Consider the following 18,852-nt stretch of genomic DNA (forward strand, 5'->3'; position numbering starts at 1 on the left):
GCGGCCGAATCCGGCGCCGCGTAGTGCCGCCGAAGGCCGGCCTGTCAGGAGTCGATCTCGACGGCCGCTTCGAGCAGCAGATCGACGATGAGGGCAGGGTGCGTGCGCATGACGAAATACGGTGCGTCCAGCTCGAGGATGCGTCGGGCGTGGGCCCTTCTGCACCCGAAACGCTGCAGCTCGGGATGGATCGTGTTGTCGCCGTCCGAGAGGACGCCCCATGTCGGCTTCGTCCGCCAGGCAGCCCACGGCGCGCGCTCGGAGAGGGCCGCGAGCGCGATGGGTCGCTGCGACACGGCCAGCACCTGCGCCTCATCATCGGCGAGGCCTTGTGCGACGAGAGAGGGGAAGTGTCCGATGTCGAGGCTGAGCTCGGTGCCCACCCCGTCGCCCTCCTCGCGGAACAGCGAGGCGACGACGAATGGGCCGATGTCGACGCTGGGGAAGAGGTCGCGCAGCTCGGTGATGCTCTCGCCACCGTCGAGCACGTACCCGTTGACGAACACCAACGCGGCAACGGCGGGCGATGACCCGCAGACTGCGGTGACCGCGGCGCCGTAACCGTGTCCGACGAGGATCACCGGACCCTCGATTCTGTCGATGACGCACCTGATGTACGCGCAGTCCCCCGCAAAGCTGCGCATTGCGACGGGGGGGACCAGGACGCGGTGTCCGCTCCCGAGAAGCCGGAGTGTGATCGGCCACCAGCAGGATGCGTCGGTGAACGCACCATGCACGAGCACGTAGGTGAAACGCGGTGCCATTCGCCTGCCTCGGACTGTGGGAGCGGTCCTCCGACGCTACGGCGCGGCTCGCGATGCAAGACGCGACAACTGTCGAGCGTCCTTCCGATATCCGTCCCTCGACGATTGCTCGGGCTGTGCTCTGCCGTGGCGAGAGCGCTTTTCATCTCACTTCTGCATGCTTTCTGCGTGGTCCTCGTCGCCTGATGGCTGTGCAATGGTTCTGCGACCGTCTCCCGCGTCCGGGAATCGGTCACACGCGTCGGCCGGCTCGGCCGAGGCGTCGCGCGACACGATGCATGCAGGGAAGTGTCCATGAACAACGTTGCCCTCGCACCATACGCAGACCAGGTCCACGCGCTCCGAGACGTGGTGGAAGAGCTGGCGTCGCTTCTTGATCGCACTGTCGTGATCCACGACGCGCGCCGTGCCATCAGCATGCGCAGCGGCGCGACAACCGACGTCACCCGTCACCTTCGCGCGGTCGCCTCAGCCGACGAGTCGAGGGCGGAGGATGTCGACATCGAGGCGCCGGTCACCGGTCGTGCCGGGCTTCTCGGGCAGGTCCGTGTGCTCGCCGACGCGAGCCGACCGCTTCCGCGGGGTCACCTCGATGCGCTGGATGCCGCCGTCTCGCTCGTGCGCGCGGCTCTCGACGATCACGCTCCGGCCGCTCCGGCCGGACGCGATCAGGTCATGTCCGACCTGCTCGCCGACGACGTCGCCGCGCGCAGGGCATCCCTCGCAATCGCCCTCGACCAGAGGTGGATCCGTCGAGGCGACGGCGCGAGGATCCACGCCGTGCGCGTCGACGCCACAGTCAGCAGCGTCATGCTCGTCGCATGGGGGCGCCGACTGTCCGCCGACCGCCACCGGCCGTTCACGTATCTCGCGGTCGACAGGAGCACGCTGTACCTGCTGAGCGCCCCTTCCGTATCGCGCGTTGACGAGGACACCATCGTCGAAGCCTCGAACCGCGGCATCCACGTCCTCGGAATCGGCTCCGCGTCCGCGTCGCCGCGCGCCGACGACCTGTTGCCCACCGCCCGCGAGGCATCGTGCGCGGCAGATCTCTCGTCGATCTTCGAGGAATTCCGTCCCGGCGTCGATGTGAGCCAGCTCGGTGGATGGATGCTGCTCGCATCATCAGGCGCGGAGCCCTCGCAGCTCTCGGTGCTCTCGCCGGCCGCACACGCCCTCTACTACGACAGCGGAGAGTCTCAGCGGCGGACCGTGGAGACCTACCTCGATGTCAGCGGGAACGTGGTGGCCGCCTGCGAGCTGTTGTTCGTGCACCGGACGACCCTGTACTACCGGCTCGAGCGGATGCCGGCAGTGGTGCGCGAGGCACTCGCCGACGGCATGAAGCGCAGCACTCTGCACCTCGCGCTCAAGCTGATCCGGATGTGGGAGGCGACGGGGCGGCTCTGACGGGCGAGGGGTCAGTCCTTGGACTCGACGTAGCCGGCGCCCGCCAGCAGCCTCCGCAGGTCGAGCACCATCTGCTCCGGGACGTCCTTGTGCTTCGGCTTGGTGAGGATGAGCCGGTGATCGCCCAGGGTCACGCGGAACTTGCCGTCGTGCTCTTGGACCACGTCGCCGACCTCGTTGAGCAGACCGATCACATCGTGCCACTCGAGATTATGAGTCGTCGGATGGCGTTCGATCTGGTCCAGCGTCGTCCGATGGTTCCCATCCAGGTGCATACGGTCAGTTCCGTCCGACATCGCGAGGCCTCTTTCTGTGGTCCGAGGAGGAGAGTGCGTGCCGACGCTACACCTCCGGACCATCGCGGACGCTCGACAGAAGTCGACCACGCGAGCCGCCCAGTCTCAACACCTGTAGGAGTCGGCCGGTGAAGTGCGGGCGTTATGGTGATCGCACTCCCCCCATTCGAGACAGGGAGCTTTCCGATCGTCGGCCCCGACGCCACTCGGGCCCGACACACAACTGGAGGTCGACCATGGCGTTCGTGACCGCGGAAGATGGCGCAGAAATCTACTTCAAGGACTGGGGTCCGCGGGACGCCCAGCCGATCATGTTCCACCACGGCTGGCCGTTGTCGGCAGATGACTGGGACGCGCAAATGCTGTTCTTCCTTTCGAAGGGCTTCCGCGTGGTCGCCAGCGACCGTCGCGGGCACGGCAGGTCTTCGCAGATCGCCACCGGCCATGACATGGACCATTACGCCAGTGATGCCTCGGCCGTCGTCGAGCACCTGGACCTGCGAAACGCCATCCACATCGGCCACTCGACCGGCGGCGGCCAGGTCGCACGCTATGTCGCCCAGTACGGAGAACCGCAGGAACGCGTCGCCAAGGCGGTGCTGGTCTCCTCGGTGCCTCCGCTGATGGTGCAGACCGAATCCAACCCCGACGGAACCCCCGTCTCGGTCTTCGACGGGTTCCGCAGCGCTCTGGCCGCCAACCGCGCCGAGTTCTACCAGGCGGTGGCGTCCGGTCCGTTCTACGGCTTCAACCGCCCCGGCGCGACAGTCTCCGATCCCGTGATCGCCAACTGGTGGCGTCAGGGCATGATGGGCAGCGCGCTGGCTCACTACGAGGGCATCAAGGCGTTCTCCGAGACCGACCAGACCGACGACCTGAAGGCGATCTCGGTGCCGGTCCTGGTCACCCAGGGCGACGACGACCAGGTCGTGCCGTATAAGGATGCGTCACTCAAACAGCACGAGCTCCTCCGCAACTCCACCCTGAAGATCTACGAGGGCTATCCGCACGGCATGCTGACCACGCACGCCGACGTCATCAACCCCGACCTGCTGGCCTTCATCCAGGGCTAGCCCGGCCTCCTTCGTCCGCCTCGACAACCCGGTGTCAGCCGTCTTCACGCTCCGGGTTGTCGAGGCGGAAGAAGTTCGACTGCGCGCCGTCGGTGCGCGTCTCCTGATAGATGAAGTTGAGCCGGCGGGCGTCGAACGTCTCGAACCATTCGTCCCAGGTGACCTCGCGCAGTCGATCCGTCGACTCGCCGAAATCGAAGCGGAGCACGCCGAGGTGGTCGCCGTGTTCGGTGCCGTCGACCGTTGCCGGCCGGCCGCCGCGCGCCTCCGCCCACTCTCGGATGACCTCGTGGTGGGTGGTGGCGAGACTGCGTCCCTCCCGTTCGGGTTCGTCGTCGGTGGAGGTGACCTTCTGGGAGTAGTCGAGCGATCGGCTCGCCTCGGGTCCCTGCCGGACGCGACCGTCGTCGGGCCCCGCGCCGAGATCGTCGTCCCCGCGCTCGCCGCCGCCGGATGCCGCTCCTGAGCCGCCGCCGGACTGCTGGGCGATCGCCTCGACCAGCTCTTCCTTCTTGAGATTCGATGCGCCGGACACACCGGCCTCTTTCGCCCTCTGACGAAGCTCATCGACCTTCAGGTCGCGCAACTCCGTTTCGCTCACCTGTGGAGTGTCGGGCGTCTGGTTTCCGGGCTGCTCAGCCATGTCGGACCTCCTCGGTCGTTCCGGACGGACAGTCTCGGACGTGACCGGAGGCGTGCGCGAAGGGCTTGAACTGAAAGGGCCGACGCGCTACAGGTCGGCGCCGTCCAGCGGCTGGACCGGCTCGTCCGTGCCGTCCTGCTCGTCGGTGATCGCACCGGTCGGTTCGGCCTCGTCGACGACGTGAGCGACTCCCAGGTCGTCCGCGATCGAACGCCCTTGATCGATCGCCTCCTCGCGACTGGTGTAGCTGGCAGACAGCTCAGGTCGACCGGCCACCGAGTTCTCCCACTGCCCGCGGTTGGACCGGGTGATGACCGGGGAATCTCCTGCATCGCTCACGGCGTCTCCTTCGTTTCGGCGGCCGAACAGCACCAGAGCTTATCCGCGCCGACGGTATCGGTGGGCCGGCCTTGACAGTCGGCGACCGGTGATCGGCGGGCACGCGACGATCACCGCTGAAATGCTCGCGCCGTGATGCGGTCGATCACCGCCGACGTCGATCGCGCAGGAATGAAGTCGAGGATCCGAACGTCTCCGCCGTAGGCGCGGACGACGTCGGTCTCGTGCAGCATCTCGGGCGTGTAATCACCGCCCTTGGCATAGATCTCAGGCCGCAGTTCCCGCAGCAGACGTACGGGGGAATCCTCCGCGAAGACGACGACGTAGTCGACGCAGCCGAGCGATTCGATCACCGCGGTCCGGTCCTCGATCGGGTTCACCGGCCGGCCGTGGCCTTTGAGCCGCTGTACCGAAGCGTCGTCGTTCAGCGCGACGACGAGCACGTCGCCGAGCTCTTTCGCCTGTCGCAGGTGCGTGGCTCCTGCCGACACCCGGTCTCGACGACCTGCTTCCGATCGGGCCCGGCCGCGTCGATGTCGCGGTGAACCTCCACGGAAGCGGGCCGGAGAGCAGGCGCCTGATCGACGCACTCGATGCCCGGCTGGCCATGGTGCACCGCGTTGCGGAGATCGACGGACACCTCCCCCGCGATTCTCGGATGCCGGAGTGGGACGACGATCTCGGCGAGCGGGCGAGGTGGGTGCGGCTCGTGGGGGCGTACGACGTGCCGGGTGATGCCGATGAGGTGCGGCTGTCGTCCTCACCGCGCCGCACCGAGATCGTCGGCGCCACCGTCGTGCACGTCGGTGCCTTCTACGGGTCGCGCCGCTGGCCTGCCGACCGTTTCGCGGAAGTGGCGCAACGGCTGGCGGCATCCGGTCATCGGGTGATCTTCACCGGCAGCGCGGACGAGCGCGGCCGGGCTCTCGAGGTGGCCGACCTCGCCGGATTCGCGCACGACACCGTGTGGGCAGGGCGCCTCGATCTCGCCGAATTCGCGGCTCTGATCGAAGACGCCCGGGTGATCGTCTCGGCCGACACCGGCGCGGCTCACCTCGCATCGGCCTACGCACGCCCGTCGGTGGTGCTGTTCGGTCCTGCCGCTCCAGAGCACTGGGGACCTCCACCGGGCCCGCACGCCGTCCTGACGGATGCCGCCCGGCGGCGGGGTGACGCCTTCGCGGCCGACCCGGATCCCGCCCTGCTCGCAGTGACCCCCGCGGACGTCCTCGCTGCGGTCGCGGTGGTCTCGAGGCTGCCGGCCGACTGAGGCGGGACGCAGGTCAGGCCGGGCGCTTGTCCTCGACGCATCCGTTGACGATCCGGTCCTGCAGCGTGCGCAGCGTCCGCGCGAGGATGCGGGAGATCTGCATCTGAGTGACCCCGAGCTCCTGGGCGATCTCCTGCTGAGTGCAGTCCTCGAAGAAGCGCAGGTGGAGGATCTGGCGCTCGCGCGGCGGCACGGTGCGCATCGCCGCCCAGAGGACGGCCCAGATCTCGGCGCGCTCCCACTGATCGTCCCGTCCCGGGATCAGGTCGGCCAGGGTCGACTCGTGGTCCTCGCCGACGGGGACGCCGAGGGATGCCGGGTACCGGTGCGATCGGCACCCCATGGCCTCGCGCACGCGGTCGCTCGTCTCACCGAGATCCGCCATGAGCTCGGCGACCGAAGGTCCCCGGCCGAGCTGCTGCGCCAGTCGCGGCGAGGCCTCCGAGATGCGGGCACGCAGATCCTGCACCTGACGCGGTGGGCGCACGAACCAGCCGTGATCGCGCAGATGCCGCTTGATCTCGCCGGAGATCGTCGGAACCGCGAACGCGACGAAATCCGTTCCCCGCTCGGGATCGAACCGGCGCGCCGCCTTGAGCAGTCCGATGCAGGCGACCTGCACGAGATCCTCGTCGCGGCTGCCCTGGTGCCGGAAGAAGCGCCGCGCAACCGCCTCCGCCAGTGACAGGTTCTCGAGAACGAGGCGGTCCGGGCCTGCGCCAGACCCGGTCCGGGTGCCCTCGAAGAGGTCGGCGTCCTTCATGCGAGCATGCTGAGGCGGGAGGCACCACTTCTCCGAGGGGGTTGAGAAGTGGCGCACTTCTGTCACAATGCCGACGCCTCGGGTGCCCGACTCGCCTATGCCGCCCCTTTCGGCTCGTCCGGGAGGACGTCGAAGGCATCCACGGGCCGGTGCGGGATGGTGGTCGGCGCCTCCAGGTGCACCGCCCCGCTCGGGAGCAGTCCGACTCCGCCCGAACGCGCCATGATATGCCACTGCGCCGCCACATCCTCGCCGGAATGCTCCGGAGGCAATTGCTCCCAGAACGAGAATCCGCCCGAGGCGAGGAGGTCCGATCGCCGGAAGAGGACGCATCCCCCGACCCACGCGACCTTGTAGGGGATCCATCCGCGATCGGGTACGACGATGTCCCGCGCGATGTGGGTGAGATTCGCCGCATTGTGCAGCGGCCAGCGCTCGAAGGCGCCGTTGCCGCGATGCACAGCCTCCGGGGAGACCTGGTCGCCCCAGATCTCGAAGGACACGTGCTCGTGCGGCCGCTCCTCACTCAGATAGGACAGCCCCTGCACTGCCGCGCCGACGAACCCGCAGCGCAGCGTCTGCAGGGCGTCCCACATGCGCGCGAGCTGTCCCGGCTCCAGCCAGACGTCGTCGTCAAGGAAGAGCACGGATTCGCTCGTGGCGTGAGAGAGCAGGAAGTGCCGCTGTTCGGCCATTCCCCGCCGGGGGACATGGCGCAGGAAGACGGTCTCCCGGCCCTGGGCACGCAGGACCCGGGCCATCGCCTGGACGGCGGCTCGCGAGCTCGCCTCCTGGTCGGACTGGTCGCTCACGACGACGCGGAAGCCCGGCTCGTCCTGCGACGCGAGGCCCGCGAGCGTCACCGCCAGCTCGGCGACCCGCCCGGCTGTCGGGATCAGGACGTCGACGGCCGCCGGCACGGGGGGAGCCGGTCTCCCCCATTCCCGCGATGACCGCCGGGCGGTCGCGGGCCCCTGGTCGTCTGCCATGGGCGCTCCTCAGCATCGGATGCCGACACGCTAGAAAGCCGGCGCCCCCGCGGAGACGGGGTTGACAGGGGCTCCGATCGGTGGTCCGGCAGCCCTTCACGACGAGAGCGCAGCGGCCCCCGCGATCAGCTCGACCACCCGCTCGGGCTCATCGATCCCGACCGAGAAGACGTACGTCGCTGTGAAGCCCAGGGGGCTCAGGCCCGCGACCGCCTGAGCAACCGACTCCGAGGTGGAGTCGGGGTTCACCGCGATCATCGCCGTCTTCTCGATCTCGGAGTAGTCACGGCCGACCGCGTCGCAGTGACCCCGCAGCACGTCCAGCTTGTGCGCCGGAGGTGCACCCATCGCAGACAGGTTGCACGCGTCGGCGTACTGGGCGACCAGTCGCAGCGTCTTCTTCTCCCCGCCGCCGCCGATCATGAGGTACGGATGCGGCCGCGTCAGGCTCTGCGGCGAGTTCAGCGTGCGCTCCAGCTGCCAGATCGCTCCGTCGTAGGGTTCCTCGGACTCCGACCACATCTGCAGGCAGATCTGGATCGTCTCCTCGAGCTGGCGGAACCGCTCGGCCACCGGCGGGAACGCGAAACCCAGACCCTGCGTCTCCTGCTCGTTCCACGCGGCGCCGATGCCGAGCCCCACGCGCCCGCCCGAGAGCACGTCCAGCGTCGTGACCTGTTTGGCCAGCAGAGCGGGCTCCCGGTAGATCACGCCGGTGACCAGGGTGTGCAGCAGAGCCTTCTCGGTGTGAGCGACGATGAACCCGAGCGTCGCGTACGCCTCGAGCATCTCGTGGTCGACCGGACCGATGCCGGGCAGCTGCCAGAAGTGGTCCATGACCGTGATGCGCTGGATGCCGGCCGCCTCGGCATTGCGCACGTGAGCGGCGAGCGCGGGCCCGAGCTGTCGAGCGCCGGTGCGCCAGGTGAAGTCCGCGATGTGCAGTCCGAATTCCATGCTGCGATCTCCGTCCCGGCGGATCGGATGCCGCATCCGCCGCTCTGGATCAGGCTACGACCATCGGGGCACCGGCCGGCCCGCGGGTCCGCAGTGAGGTCTAGGTTGAGAAAATGAGCCTGACCCTCGACACGCAGCAGCGGCTCGTCGTCTGGATCGCGGCGCTCGCGTCGTTCGTCGCCTTCCTCGACGGCACTGTCGTCAACGTCGCCCTGCCCGCCATCAGCCGCGAGCTCGGCGGGGGCCTGGTCACCCAGCAGTGGGTGGTGGATGCCTACCTCATCACCCTCAGTGCCCTGATCCTGCTCGCGGGTTCCGTCAGCGATGCCTTCGGCCGCATCCTGGTCATGCGCATCGGGCTGGTCGGCTTCGGCATCGCCTCGATCGCGATCGCCGTCGCGCCCGAACCGCTGTTCCTCATCATCGCCCGGGCGGTGCAGGGCGCGGCGGGCGCCTTCCTGGTGCCGAGTTCTCTCGCCCTGATCACCTCGACGATCCGCGGGCCGCTGCAGGGCAGGGCGATCGGCCTGTGGACGGCCATGACCACGAGCGCCATGCTCGTCGGACCGCTGATCGGCGGCCTGTTCGTCGACCTGCTGTCGTGGCGGTTCGTGTTCCTCATCAACGTCGTGCCGATCGCGATCACACTGTGGCTGCTCACCCGGCTGACCGCCCACGACGTGCGCAAGCCCGACACGCACATCGACTGGCTGGGCGGGCTGATGTGCACGTTCGGCCTCGGTGCGGCCGTGTTCGCCCTGATCGAGCAGCCGAAGCTCGGGTGGACCGACCCCGCCATCTGGATCCCCCTGACCGTCGGCATCGCGCTGTTCGCCGGCTTCCTGATCCGTCAGCGCACGACGCCCAACCCGATCCTTCCCCTGGGCCTGTTCAAGATCCGCAACTTCTGGACCGGCAACGTGGCGACCTTCTTCATCTACGGCGCGCTCTCACTGAACGGCTTCGTCGTCGCGGTGTACCTGCAGCAGGGTGCGGGACTGCCCGCCACGCTCGCCGGCCTCGCCAGCATCCCGACGACGATCCTCATGATTCTTCTCAGCTCGCGCATGGGAGCGCTCGCGGGCAGGTGGGGGCCGCGCCTGTTCATGACGGTCGGACCGCTCGTGATGGGCGTGGGGGTGCTCCTGCTGCTGAACGTGCAGGAGGACTTCAACTACTGGACCCAGGTGCTGCCCAGCATGATCGTCTTCGGCCTGGGACTGGCCGCGACGGTCTCGCCGCTCACGACCGCGATCCTCGGCGCCGTCGACACGAGCCGCTCGGGCATCGCCTCCGCGGTGAACAACGCGGTCTCCCGCGTCGCCGGCCTGCTCGTGATAGCCATGCTCGCGACGATCATCGGCGGAAGCCTCGACCTGCCGGGGTTCTACCGGGCCGCGATCGTCGCCGCCGCCATGATGGCATTCGGCGGGCTGGTCTCGTTCCTCGGCATCCGCAATCCCACCCGAGTGGATGCCGCAGCGCCCGCACCGCAATAAGCCCGGCGCCCGCTGACCGGGCCGGTGCGAGCCCGGTGCCGGGCACTGCCACACTGGTCGCATGACCGTCATCGAGAACTCCAAACTCACCGTCGTCGGGGCCGGAAGCGTCGGCGCGAGCACGGCCTACGCAGCCCTCATCCGCGGGTCGGCCCGGCACGTCGCGCTGTACGACATCGCGACGGCGAAAGTCGAGGCCGAGGTTCTCGACCTCGCACACGGCACGCAGTTCACCGGCACGAGCGACATCGTCGGCGGCAGTGACATCTCGGTCGTCGAGGGCTCGCACGTCGTGGTGATCACGGCGGGTGCGAAACAGAACCCGGGACAGTCCCGCATCGAGCTCGCGGGCGTCAACGCCGGCATCCTGCGGACGATGATGCCGCAGCTGCTCGAGGTCGCCCCGCATGCGATCTACGTGATCGTGACGAACCCCTGCGACGTGCTGACGGTGCTCGCGCAGGAGCAGACCGGCCTGCCGCCCGAGCAGATCTTCGCCTCGGGCACGGTGCTGGACACCTCGCGGCTGCGCTGGCAGCTGGCCCAGCGCGCCGGAGTGTCGACCGCGAGCGTCCACGCGTACATCGTCGGCGAGCATGGCGACACCGAATTCCCCCTGTGGTCGAAGGCGACGATCGGAACCGTGCCCATCCTGGAGTGGGAGAGCGAGCATCACCCGCGCATGAGCGTCGACGAGCTCGACGCCATCGCCGTGGACGTGCGCGATGCGGCCTACAAGGTGATCCTCGGCAAGGGTGCCACCAATTACGCGATCGGGCTCTCCAGCGCCCGCATCGTGGAGGCCATCCTGAACGACGAGCACGCGGTCATGCCGGTGAGCACGGTGCTGCACGACTTCCACGGCATCGACGCCGTGGCCCTGTCGGTTCCGTCGGTCGTGAGCGCGTCCGGCGCCCGGCCCATCCGCGAGACGCCCTTCTCCGCGAGCGAGCTCGGCCTGCTCCGCCGTTCGGCGGACGCCTTGCGCGACGTGGCGGCGTCGCTGCGCTGAACCCGTTCCTCAGCGGCGGCGGTGCTCGAAGAGCGCCGCCAGCTTGCCCAGCGAGGACTGCATCCCCGCCACGTGCTCATCGGCATCGATTCCGTGCGGGACGTCCTTCGCCTGCACGGTGACCACCGTGCCGACCTCGGCGTGCACCTGCGACCCGGGCGTCTGCGCGTCATCGGCCGACAGCACCGATTCGAACGTCCACTCCATGAACATCGTCCCGGCGAAGGCGGCGTCCTCCGAGGGGAACTGCACCGACCACACCACGCGGCGCGGCGGCTCCATGGAGAGGATCCTGGTCTCGGTGACATCGCTGTGCGCCGAGTACTTGCCGGGCGCGTCGTGGGTCTCGTACGTCAGCACGGAGCGGAACCCGCCGCCCGCGCGCAGATCGAAATGCTCCAGGTGCGCGTGCATCCCCTCGGGCGGCAGCCAGACCGCCAGCAGGCCGGGATCCTGGAAGGCCCGGAAGACCTCCTCGGGGAGGGCGGCAATACGACGGTGGGCGGTGTCGACGCGCATGGGTTCAGCCTAGAGCCGCAACGTCGGTCGAACGGATGCCGGAGGTGCGGCATCCGGCTGTCGCATGTCCCGCCTACCCTGGAGTCATGGCGACCCGGCGCACCACCACGACTGCGCCGTACCGCTGCACCGAGTGCGGGTGGACGGCGCTGAAGTGGGTCGGTCGCTGCGGCGAATGCCAGCAGTGGGGCACGGTGGTCGAGGCGGCTGAGACCGTCGGCCTCTCACGCACGGTCAGTCCGGTATCGCCCGGCGCCGATCGCGCCGCCCGGCCGATCACGGCGATCGACACGCGCGACGCCCCGCGGCGCACGACCGGGGTGGGAGAGTTCGACCGGGTTCTGGGCGGCGGCATCGTCCCCGGTGCGGCGATCCTGCTCTCCGGCGAGCCGGGCGTCGGCAAGTCGACGCTGCTTCTCGAGGTGGCAGCGCAGAGTGCGCGAGCGGGCCGACGGGTGCTGTACGCGAGTGCCGAGGAGTCGACCGCGCAGGTGCGGCTGCGCGCCGAACGCACCGGCGCCCTGCACAACGAGCTCTACATCGCGGCCGAGACCGATCTGGCGACGATCCTCGGGCATGTCGACCAGGTGCAGCCCGAACTGCTGATCGTCGACTCGGTGCAGACCGTGTCCTCCTCCCTCTCCGAGGGGATGGCCGGCCACCCGAGCCAGGTGCGCGAGGTCGCCTCGACGCTGATCCGGGTGGCGAAGGAGCGCGGGCTGCCGGTCATCATCGTCGGCCATGTGACCAAGGACGGATCCATCGCCGGCCCGCGCATTCTGGAGCACCTCGTCGACGTCGTGTGCCAGTTCGAAGGCGACCGGCAGACGTCGCTGAGGTTCGTGCGAGCGCTCAAGAACCGGTTCGGCCCGACCGACGAAGTCGGCTGCTTCGACATGACCGGCTCGGGGATCGCCGAGGTCGCCGACCCGAGTGCGCTGTTCCTCGGGCACGGCAGCCCCGAGCCCGGAACCTGTGTCGCCATCGCGCTCGAGGGGCGGCGCGCGCTGCCGGTGGAGGTGCAGGCGCTCACGATCGAAACCGGTGCGCCCAACCCGCGGCGCATCGTCAACGGAGTCGACGCCGCCCGCGTGGCGATGGTGCTCGCGGTGCTCGAGAAGCGAGCCCGCATCAAGACGTCGAATCTCGATGTCTACGTGTCCACCGTGGGCGGAGTGCGCTTCACCGAGCCGGCAGCCGACCTGGCGATCGCGATCGCGGTGGCCGGGTCGATCCTGAACGAAGCCACGCCGAAGAAGCTCGCCGCGATCGGCGAACTGAGCCTCGCCGGCGAGATCCGGCCGGTCACGCAGACCGCTCAGCGGCGCAGCGAGGCCGCGCGCCTGGGCTACACCGATCTGATCGACAACCGCTCGGGCTCGGTGCGCGGAGCGCTGAACGATGTGCGGGCACGCGCGAAGGGCGGACGGGGCGAGGACATCCCCGAGTTCTGATCCGGCAGCCGGCGTGTCTCAGCGGCGGTGCGTGCGGCGGTAGCGGGTGTCGCGCATTCCGAGGGCGACGGGAATCACGAGTCCCGCCGCACAGACCAGGCCCACGATGAGGAACTCCATCCGGCGAGTGTGCCAAAGACCCGCGCCGATGTCGAGTTGCCGCCGCGGCGTGCCGCTCAGGCGTCGAGCGCGGCGATGAGGTCGCTCGGCGACGCTTGCAGGGGATGCGGACCGGCGACATCGAAGACCACGTTCGCAATCCGGTCCTCATGCACCCCGAGGAACGCGCGCAGCCATCCTGGAGTGTTCAGCCCCACCTGAGGCGGCAGCGAATCCGGTTTGCGGGCGGCGTCGCTGAAGAGCAGAAGGGTGATGGCGCCGCTTCCGGGGTCCCGGTAGGTCCACACCCCGGCCTCCAGCGGGTCTTCCGCCCCGGGCGGGAGCAGCGGCACGACCGTGGGGCCGTGGCGCAGTGCGAACGCGACGGCGGCCAGGTCCTGGGTCTGCAGCGCGTCGGTCAGTGCGATGTTGCGGAACTCGGGCTGTTCTTCGGCGGGGCTGGCGTCCGGCATCCGATCAGCGTACCCAGTCCGGCAGCGACCGGATCAGGCGAGGAAGCCGCGCAGCAGCGACTCGGATCCGGCGAGGTGCTCGAGCGTCGCCGTCTCCGCGGCCTCGGCCCGCCCGGCGAGGATCGCGGTCACGATCCGCTCGTGCTGGGCGTTGGAGTGCTCGATGTTGCGGGGCAGCAGGGGAAACGAGTCGAGCCAGGCGTTCACGCGGGCGCGGTTCTCCGCCGCGATCTCCACGAGCGAGGGGATGCCGGCGATTTCGGCGATCGTGAGGTGCAGCAGGGTGTCCAGGCGCCGGTAGTCGGCGGCATCCGCACCCGTGGCGGCTTCGTGCCGTTCCCACAGATCGGCGCGCACCTCGGGGGTCAGGGTGCGGCCGGCCGCAGCCCGCGCGGCGCCGGCCTCGATGACACGGCGCAGGCCCAGGACGTCGTCCAGCTCCGCGAGCGGCACGACCTCCGGGTGCGGTGCCCGCGGCAGCGGATCCGCCACGAACGTGCCACCGTAGCGGCCGCGGCGCCGCACGAGGAAGCCGGTGTCGGCGAGCTCCCGGATGGCCTCGCGCACGGTGTCACGGCTCACCTCGTAGCGGGCGGCGAGTTCGCGCTCGGCCGGAAGGGACTCCCCCGGCGCGACGACGCCCAGCCGGATGGTCTGCACGAGCCGCGCCACGGTGTCCTCGAGGGCATTGCCCTCGCGGAGCGGCCGGTACACGACCCGGCCGACTTCGCGCAGCGGAACCTCGGTCACGAGTGCCCCCCACCACCAGATGCCGAATTCAGGCTGAGCGCGTGGGGATGCCGCCGACACGCCGACGTGCGCCGGGTCGCTCCGCGGCCAGCCTGAATTCGGCACATCGACATCGGGGAAGGCTCCAGTTCCGACCGGCGGACGAGGGTCAGAGCGGTGTCACGTACGCGTTCGTGACACCGCCGTCGACGACGAAGGCGGTCGCGGTGATGAAGGACGAGTCGTCCGAGGCGAGGAAGGCGACGGCCGCCGCGAGCTCCTCCGGCTCCGCGAAGCGCCCCATCGGCACGTGCACCAGACGGCGCTGCGCGCGTTCGGGGTCCTTCGCGAACAGCTCCTGCAGGAGCGGCGTGTTCACGGGCCCGGGGCAGAGCGCGTTCACCCGGATGCCCTGCCGGGCGAACTGCACGCCCAGCTCCCGCGTCATCGCGAGCACTCCGCCCTTGGAGGCGGTGTAGCTGATCTGCGAGGTCGCCGAGCCGAGCAGTGCGACGAACGACGCCGTGTTGATGATCGAGCCCTTGCCTGCGGGCAGCATGTGCCGAAGCGCCGCGCGCGAGCACAGGTAGACGCTCTTGAGGTTCACATCCTGCACGCGGTCCCACGCGGGCAGCTCGGTCGTCTCGATCGAGTCGTCGTCGGCGGGCGAGATGCCGGCGTTGTTGAACGCGATGTCCAGGCGCCCGAACTCGGCCGCCACCCCGTCGAACACCTCGTTGACGAGCGCCTCATCCGCCACGTCCACCCGCCGGAACACCCCGCCGACCTCGGATGCGGCGGCCTCACCGGTGACCGGATCGACGTCGGCGATCACGACCAGAGCGCCCTCCGCGGCGAACCGCCGCGCGGTGGCAAGGCCGATGCCGCTCGCCCCTCCGGTGATGATGGCGACGCGGTCCTTCAGGCGCTGCGTGAGATCGACGGTCATGCGTGGTGCTCCCTGTGTCTCGGGGTTCGACGGATTCGATGGGTGGATGCCGCTCACGGCGCGTCCGTGGCGAAGAAGACGTTCTTCGTCTCGGTGAAGTGCTCGGCGGCGTCCGGACCCAGTTCGCGGCCCAGCCCCGACGCCTTCATCCCCCCGAACGGTGTGGTGTATCGGACGGACGAGTGCGAGTTCACCGACAGCACGCCGCTCTTGACGCCACGCGCCACGCGCACGGCACGACCGAGGTTCTCGGTCCAGATCGATCCCGCGAGCCCGTAGATCGTGTCGTTCGCGAGGCTGATCGCATCGGCCTCGTCCTCGAACGGCAGCACCGCGACGACGGGTCCGAAGATCTCGTGCTGGGCGACCCGGTCGTGGCGCGAGTCGGGGATCACGACGGCGGGCGCGAACCAGAACCCGGGATCGTTCGGCGCCGACCCGCGGAAGGCGACCCGCGAGTGCTTCACGAACGGGGTCACCGTGTCGCGATGCGCCGCCGAGATCAGCGGCCCCATCTCGGTGGACTCGAGCAGCGGATCGCCCACCCGCCAATCGGCGACCGCCGGCTCCAGCAGCTCGAGGAAGCGATCGAACACCGAGCGCTGCACCAGGATCCGGCTGCGCGCGCAGCAGTCCTGCCCGGCGTTGTCGAACACCGCGCCCGGCGCCGACGCGGCCGCGCGCTCGAGGTCGGCATCCGCGAAGATCACGTTCGCGCTCTTGCCGCCGAGCTCCAGCGTGACCGGCTTGAGCGCGCGCGCGCAGCCGGCCGCGACATCGGTGCCGACCTCGGTCGACCCGGTGAAGACGACCTTGCGCACCTCCGGGTGCGAGACGAAGCGCTGCCCGACGACCGATCCCGAGCCGGTGACGACCTCGAAGAGTCCTTCCGGCAGGCCCGCCTCCAGCGCGAGCTCGCCCAGCCGCATCGCGGTGAGCGGGGTGAGCTCGGCGGGCTTGAGCACGACGGCGTTTCCCGCCGCGAGCGCGGGCGCGAACCCCCACGCTGCGATCGTCATCGGGAAGTTCCACGGCACGATGATGCCGACCACGCCGTACGGCTCGTGGAATGTCACATCGATCCCGCCGGCCACCGGGATCTGCTGACCGACGAGCCGCTCGGGTGAGCCGGCGTAGTAGTTCAGCACCTGCGCGACGTGCGACGCCTCCCACCGGGCCGAGCTGATGGGATGCCCGGAGTTTCGCACTTCGAGCAGTGCGAGCTCCTCGACGTGGCTCTCGACGACCCGCGCGAACGAGCGCAGCGCATCGGCACGCCCGAGCGGCGGAAGCGCCGACCACGACGCCTGGGCACGAACGGCGCGCGCGATCGCGGCATCCACCTCGCCGACGCTCGCCCGCGGGACCTCGCGCAGCGGCTCGGCCGTGGCCGGATTGATGACGGTGAAGGTGCTCACGCGGTTCTTCCCACTCTCATGCCCTCAGTGCTCGTTCGTTCCGTTCTCATGCGCGCATCGGCATACACCGCGGCCTGGTCCACGATCCCCGCGAACAGGCGCCGGTCCTCGACGTTCTGCTCCGGATGCCATTGCACGCCGACGACGTACCCGTCGCCGGTGGATTCGACAGCCTGCACCAGGCCGCCGTCATCGCGGGCGGTCACCCGCAGCCCGTCGCCCAGCTGGTCCACTCCCTGGTGGTGGTAGCTGTGCACGTCGAGCGCTCCGTCGCCGACGAGCGAGGCGAGGGCGGTTCCGCTCTCCACTTCGACGGTGTTGGTCGCGAAGACCCCGCCGCCGACGCGGTGCCGGTCGGTGCCGATCGCCTCCGGCAGGTGCTGGTGCAGCGTTCCGCCGCGCGCCACGTTCACCAGCTGCAGCCCGCGGCAGATCGCGAGGACCGGCATCCGGCGCTTCTCCGCTCCGCGGAACAGGGCGAGCTCCCACGCGTCGCGGTCAGGACGCGCCGGATCGGTGAGGGGATGCCGCTGCGCGCCGTACAGCTCGGGCTGCACGTCCAGCCCTCCGGTGAGGATCAGTCCGTCCAGGCCCTCCAGCACCGCGTCGGCGACGGCATCCCGCGCCGGCTGCGGGGGCAGCAGCACCGCGATCCCGCCGGACGCGGTGACGGCGTCGAAGTACTGCTGCGGCAGGAAGGCGGCTCGCACGTCCCACACGCCCTGCTTCGCCTGCTCGAGGTAGGTCGTGAGCCCGATGACCGGCGGCCGGGTCAGCGACCCCTCGACAGGCTCGGGGACCGGGTCAGAGACGTTCGAAGCCACGGATGCGCTCCCAGTCCGTCACGGCGGCGTCGTAGGCGGCGACCTCGATCCTCGCCTGGTGCAGATAGTGCTCCACCATGTCGTCGCCGAACGCGGCGCGGGCGACGACGGAGTTCTCGAACAGATCGGCGGCGTCGCGCAGCGTCGTGGGCAAGTGGTCGACCTCGGACGAATAGGCGTTGCCGGTCAGCGGGTCCGGCATCGGCAGTTCGTTCTCCACGCCGTACAGGCCCCCGGCGATGATCGCCGAGATCGCGAGGTACGGGTTAACGTCGCCCCCCGGTACGCGGTTCTCGGGCCGCAGCGACTGACCGTGTCCGATCACGCGCAGCGCGCACGTGCGGTTGTCCAGCCCCCAGGCCACGCCGGTCGGCGCGAACGTGCCCATCTGGTAGCGCTTGTACGAGTTGATCGTGGGCGCGTATAGCAGCGTGAACTCGCGGAGCGTCGCGAGGATGCCGGCGATCCAGTGCTGCATGAAGGGACTGAAGCCGTGCTCCTCGTCGCCGGCCATGACCGGGGTGCCGTCCTTCCCGCGCACGGACAGGTGGATGTGGCAGCTGTTGCCCTCGCGCTCGTTGAACTTCGCCATGAAGGTCAGCGACTTGCCGTGCTTCTCGGCGATCTCCTTCGCACCGCTCTTGTAGAGCGTGTGCTGGTCCGCGGTCTCGAGCACCTCTGCGTAGCGGAAGGCGATCTCCTGCTGGCCGAGGTTGCACTCGCCCTTCACGCCCTCGCAGTACATGCCGGCGCCGTCCATCCCGCGGCGGATGTCGCGCAGCAGCGGCTCGAGCCGGCCGGAGGCGAGCAGGTCGTAGTCGACGTTGTAGTCGGTGGAGGGCTTCAGGTCGCGGTAGCCCTTCGCCCAGGCATCCCGATACGTGTCGTCGAAGACGATGAACTCCAGCTCCGTGCCGGCGTAGGCCACGAGATCGCGCTCGGCGAGGCGTTCGCGCTGACGCTTGAGGATCGCGCGGGGCGACTGAACGACCGGGTCGCCGTCCTCCCAGCCGAGGTCGGCCATCACGAGCGCCGTGCCCGGCATCCACGGGATCCTGCGGAGCGTCTCGGGGTCGGACAGCAGCATCATGTCGCCGTACCCCTTCTCCCAGCTCGACATCGCGTACCCGTCGATCGTGTTCATGTCGACATCGACCGACAGCAGGTAGTTGCAGGCCTCCGCACCGTGAGGAAGGACCTCCTCCTGGAAGAGGCGTGCCGAGACGCGCTTGCCGACGAGGCGGCCCTGCGCGTCGGCGAAGGCCACGATGACGGTGTCGATCTCGTCCGCCGCGATCGCCGCGTGCAGCTCCGAGACGCTGAGGTTGCCTGGCATCCGTCACCTTCCTGGCGCGATGTCCGCGCATCTGCG

At 69.4% G+C, this 18,852-nt stretch carries 21 protein-coding genes; 6 read left to right on the plus strand and 15 right to left on the minus strand.

All coding sequences use genetic code 11. The features are described 5' to 3' along the window. Positions 1–44: 44 nt before the first annotated feature. Positions 45–764, minus strand: coding sequence for an alpha/beta hydrolase (locus RWQ91_RS13395; RefSeq protein WP_314506894.1), 720 nt, complete (start codon positions 762–764; stop codon positions 45–47). A gap of 294 nt (positions 765–1,058) precedes the next feature. Here RWQ91_RS13395 and RWQ91_RS13400 point away from each other — a divergent pair, with 294 nt between their 5' ends. Beyond that, positions 1,059–2,174, plus strand: coding sequence for a helix-turn-helix domain-containing protein (locus tag RWQ91_RS13400; RefSeq protein ID WP_314506895.1), 1,116 nt, complete (start codon positions 1,059–1,061; stop codon positions 2,172–2,174). An 11-nt stretch (positions 2,175–2,185) separates the two neighbouring features. Here the strand turns inward: RWQ91_RS13400 and RWQ91_RS13405 are convergent, their stop codons facing one another. Then, complete coding sequence (locus tag RWQ91_RS13405) at positions 2,186–2,470, minus strand: hypothetical protein (protein WP_314506896.1); 285 nt, start codon at positions 2,468–2,470, stop codon at positions 2,186–2,188. Between the two features lie 236 nt (positions 2,471–2,706). On the opposite strand from RWQ91_RS13405, the gene RWQ91_RS13410 reads away from it, so the two are divergent. After that, positions 2,707–3,543 (plus strand): alpha/beta hydrolase, encoded by an 837-nt coding sequence (locus tag RWQ91_RS13410; protein WP_314506898.1) that lies wholly within the window; start codon positions 2,707–2,709, stop codon positions 3,541–3,543. A gap of 34 nt (positions 3,544–3,577) precedes the next feature. Here the strand turns inward: RWQ91_RS13410 and RWQ91_RS13415 are convergent, their stop codons facing one another. From RWQ91_RS13415 to RWQ91_RS13425, 3 genes are all read right to left on the minus strand, one after another. Beyond that, the gene (locus tag RWQ91_RS13415) at positions 3,578–4,186 is read right to left on the minus strand and encodes a Rho termination factor N-terminal domain-containing protein (RefSeq protein WP_314506900.1); all 609 of its coding nucleotides are present in this window, start codon (positions 4,184–4,186) and stop codon (positions 3,578–3,580) included. An 87-nt stretch (positions 4,187–4,273) separates the two neighbouring features. Further along, positions 4,274–4,525, minus strand: a complete 252-nt coding sequence (locus RWQ91_RS13420) for a DUF2188 domain-containing protein (protein WP_314506903.1) — start codon at positions 4,523–4,525, stop codon at positions 4,274–4,276. Positions 4,526–4,635: 110 nt separating this feature from the next. Continuing rightward, entirely contained in the window at positions 4,636–5,016 is a 381-nt protein-coding gene (locus tag RWQ91_RS13425) for a hypothetical protein (protein WP_314506904.1), read from the minus strand. A gap of 50 nt (positions 5,017–5,066) precedes the next feature. On the opposite strand from RWQ91_RS13425, the gene RWQ91_RS13430 reads away from it, so the two are divergent. After that, on the plus strand, positions 5,067–5,795 hold the full coding sequence (locus RWQ91_RS13430; RefSeq protein ID WP_314506907.1) for a glycosyltransferase family 9 protein: 729 nt from the start codon (positions 5,067–5,069) through the stop codon (positions 5,793–5,795). Between the two features lie 13 nt (positions 5,796–5,808). Here the strand turns inward: RWQ91_RS13430 and RWQ91_RS13435 are convergent, their stop codons facing one another. The 3 genes from RWQ91_RS13435 to RWQ91_RS13445 all read right to left on the minus strand — a co-directional run bounded on the left by RWQ91_RS13435 (position 5,809) and on the right by RWQ91_RS13445 (position 8,504). After that, entirely contained in the window at positions 5,809–6,558 is a 750-nt protein-coding gene (locus RWQ91_RS13435; RefSeq protein ID WP_314506909.1) for a sigma-70 family RNA polymerase sigma factor, read from the minus strand. A gap of 95 nt (positions 6,559–6,653) precedes the next feature. Next, a complete protein-coding gene (locus tag RWQ91_RS13440) occupies positions 6,654–7,547 on the minus strand; it encodes a glycosyltransferase family 2 protein (protein WP_314506911.1) in 894 nt (297 codons plus the stop codon). 96 nt (positions 7,548–7,643) lie between these two features. After that, positions 7,644–8,504, minus strand: a complete 861-nt coding sequence (locus tag RWQ91_RS13445; RefSeq protein WP_314506912.1) for an LLM class F420-dependent oxidoreductase — start codon at positions 8,502–8,504, stop codon at positions 7,644–7,646. 113 nt (positions 8,505–8,617) lie between these two features. On the opposite strand from RWQ91_RS13445, the gene RWQ91_RS13450 reads away from it, so the two are divergent. Further along, complete coding sequence (locus RWQ91_RS13450) at positions 8,618–10,003, plus strand: MFS transporter (RefSeq protein WP_314506914.1); 1,386 nt, start codon at positions 8,618–8,620, stop codon at positions 10,001–10,003. A gap of 61 nt (positions 10,004–10,064) precedes the next feature. Then, a complete protein-coding gene (locus tag RWQ91_RS13455) occupies positions 10,065–11,015 on the plus strand; it encodes an L-lactate dehydrogenase (RefSeq protein WP_314506917.1) in 951 nt (316 codons plus the stop codon). 9 nt (positions 11,016–11,024) lie between these two features. Here the strand turns inward: RWQ91_RS13455 and RWQ91_RS13460 are convergent, their stop codons facing one another. Continuing rightward, positions 11,025–11,534, minus strand: a complete 510-nt coding sequence (locus RWQ91_RS13460) for an SRPBCC domain-containing protein (RefSeq protein ID WP_314506919.1) — start codon at positions 11,532–11,534, stop codon at positions 11,025–11,027. 86 nt (positions 11,535–11,620) lie between these two features. Here RWQ91_RS13460 and radA point away from each other — a divergent pair, with 86 nt between their 5' ends. Beyond that, positions 11,621–12,988 carry a DNA repair protein RadA gene (radA, locus tag RWQ91_RS13465; RefSeq protein ID WP_314506922.1) on the plus strand — a complete coding sequence of 456 codons (1,368 nt, stop codon included), beginning with the start codon at positions 11,621–11,623 and terminating at the stop codon, positions 12,986–12,988. A 176-nt stretch (positions 12,989–13,164) separates the two neighbouring features. Here radA and RWQ91_RS13470 read toward each other — a convergent pair whose 3' ends face one another. The 6 genes from RWQ91_RS13470 to RWQ91_RS13495 all read right to left on the minus strand — a co-directional run bounded on the left by RWQ91_RS13470 (position 13,165) and on the right by RWQ91_RS13495 (position 18,816). Continuing rightward, the gene (locus tag RWQ91_RS13470) at positions 13,165–13,560 is read right to left on the minus strand and encodes a dehydrogenase (protein ID WP_314506924.1); all 396 of its coding nucleotides are present in this window, start codon (positions 13,558–13,560) and stop codon (positions 13,165–13,167) included. Between the two features lie 33 nt (positions 13,561–13,593). Next, positions 13,594–14,310, minus strand: coding sequence for a GntR family transcriptional regulator (locus tag RWQ91_RS13475; RefSeq protein WP_314507037.1), 717 nt, complete (start codon positions 14,308–14,310; stop codon positions 13,594–13,596). A 148-nt stretch (positions 14,311–14,458) separates the two neighbouring features. After that, positions 14,459–15,238: a 3-oxoacyl-ACP reductase gene (locus RWQ91_RS13480; protein WP_314506925.1), complete on the minus strand. Its 780-nt coding sequence runs from the start codon at positions 15,236–15,238 to the stop codon at positions 14,459–14,461. A gap of 53 nt (positions 15,239–15,291) precedes the next feature. Then, complete coding sequence (locus RWQ91_RS13485; RefSeq protein ID WP_314506928.1) at positions 15,292–16,656, minus strand: aldehyde dehydrogenase family protein; 1,365 nt, start codon at positions 16,654–16,656, stop codon at positions 15,292–15,294. After that, positions 16,653–17,480 carry a gamma-glutamyl-gamma-aminobutyrate hydrolase family protein gene (locus RWQ91_RS13490; RefSeq protein WP_314506930.1) on the minus strand — a complete coding sequence of 276 codons (828 nt, stop codon included), beginning with the start codon at positions 17,478–17,480 and terminating at the stop codon, positions 16,653–16,655. The genes RWQ91_RS13485 and RWQ91_RS13490 overlap by 4 nt, the downstream gene beginning before the upstream one ends. After that, positions 17,461–18,816, minus strand: a complete 1,356-nt coding sequence (locus RWQ91_RS13495; RefSeq protein WP_314506932.1) for a glutamine synthetase family protein — start codon at positions 18,814–18,816, stop codon at positions 17,461–17,463. The genes RWQ91_RS13490 and RWQ91_RS13495 overlap by 20 nt, the downstream gene beginning before the upstream one ends. Between the last annotated feature and the right edge of the window lie 36 nt (positions 18,817–18,852).

Origin of the sequence: uncultured Microbacterium sp., from assembly GCF_963524805.1 — a bacterium.
Classification (GTDB): Bacteria; Actinomycetota; Actinomycetes; order Actinomycetales; family Microbacteriaceae; genus Microbacterium.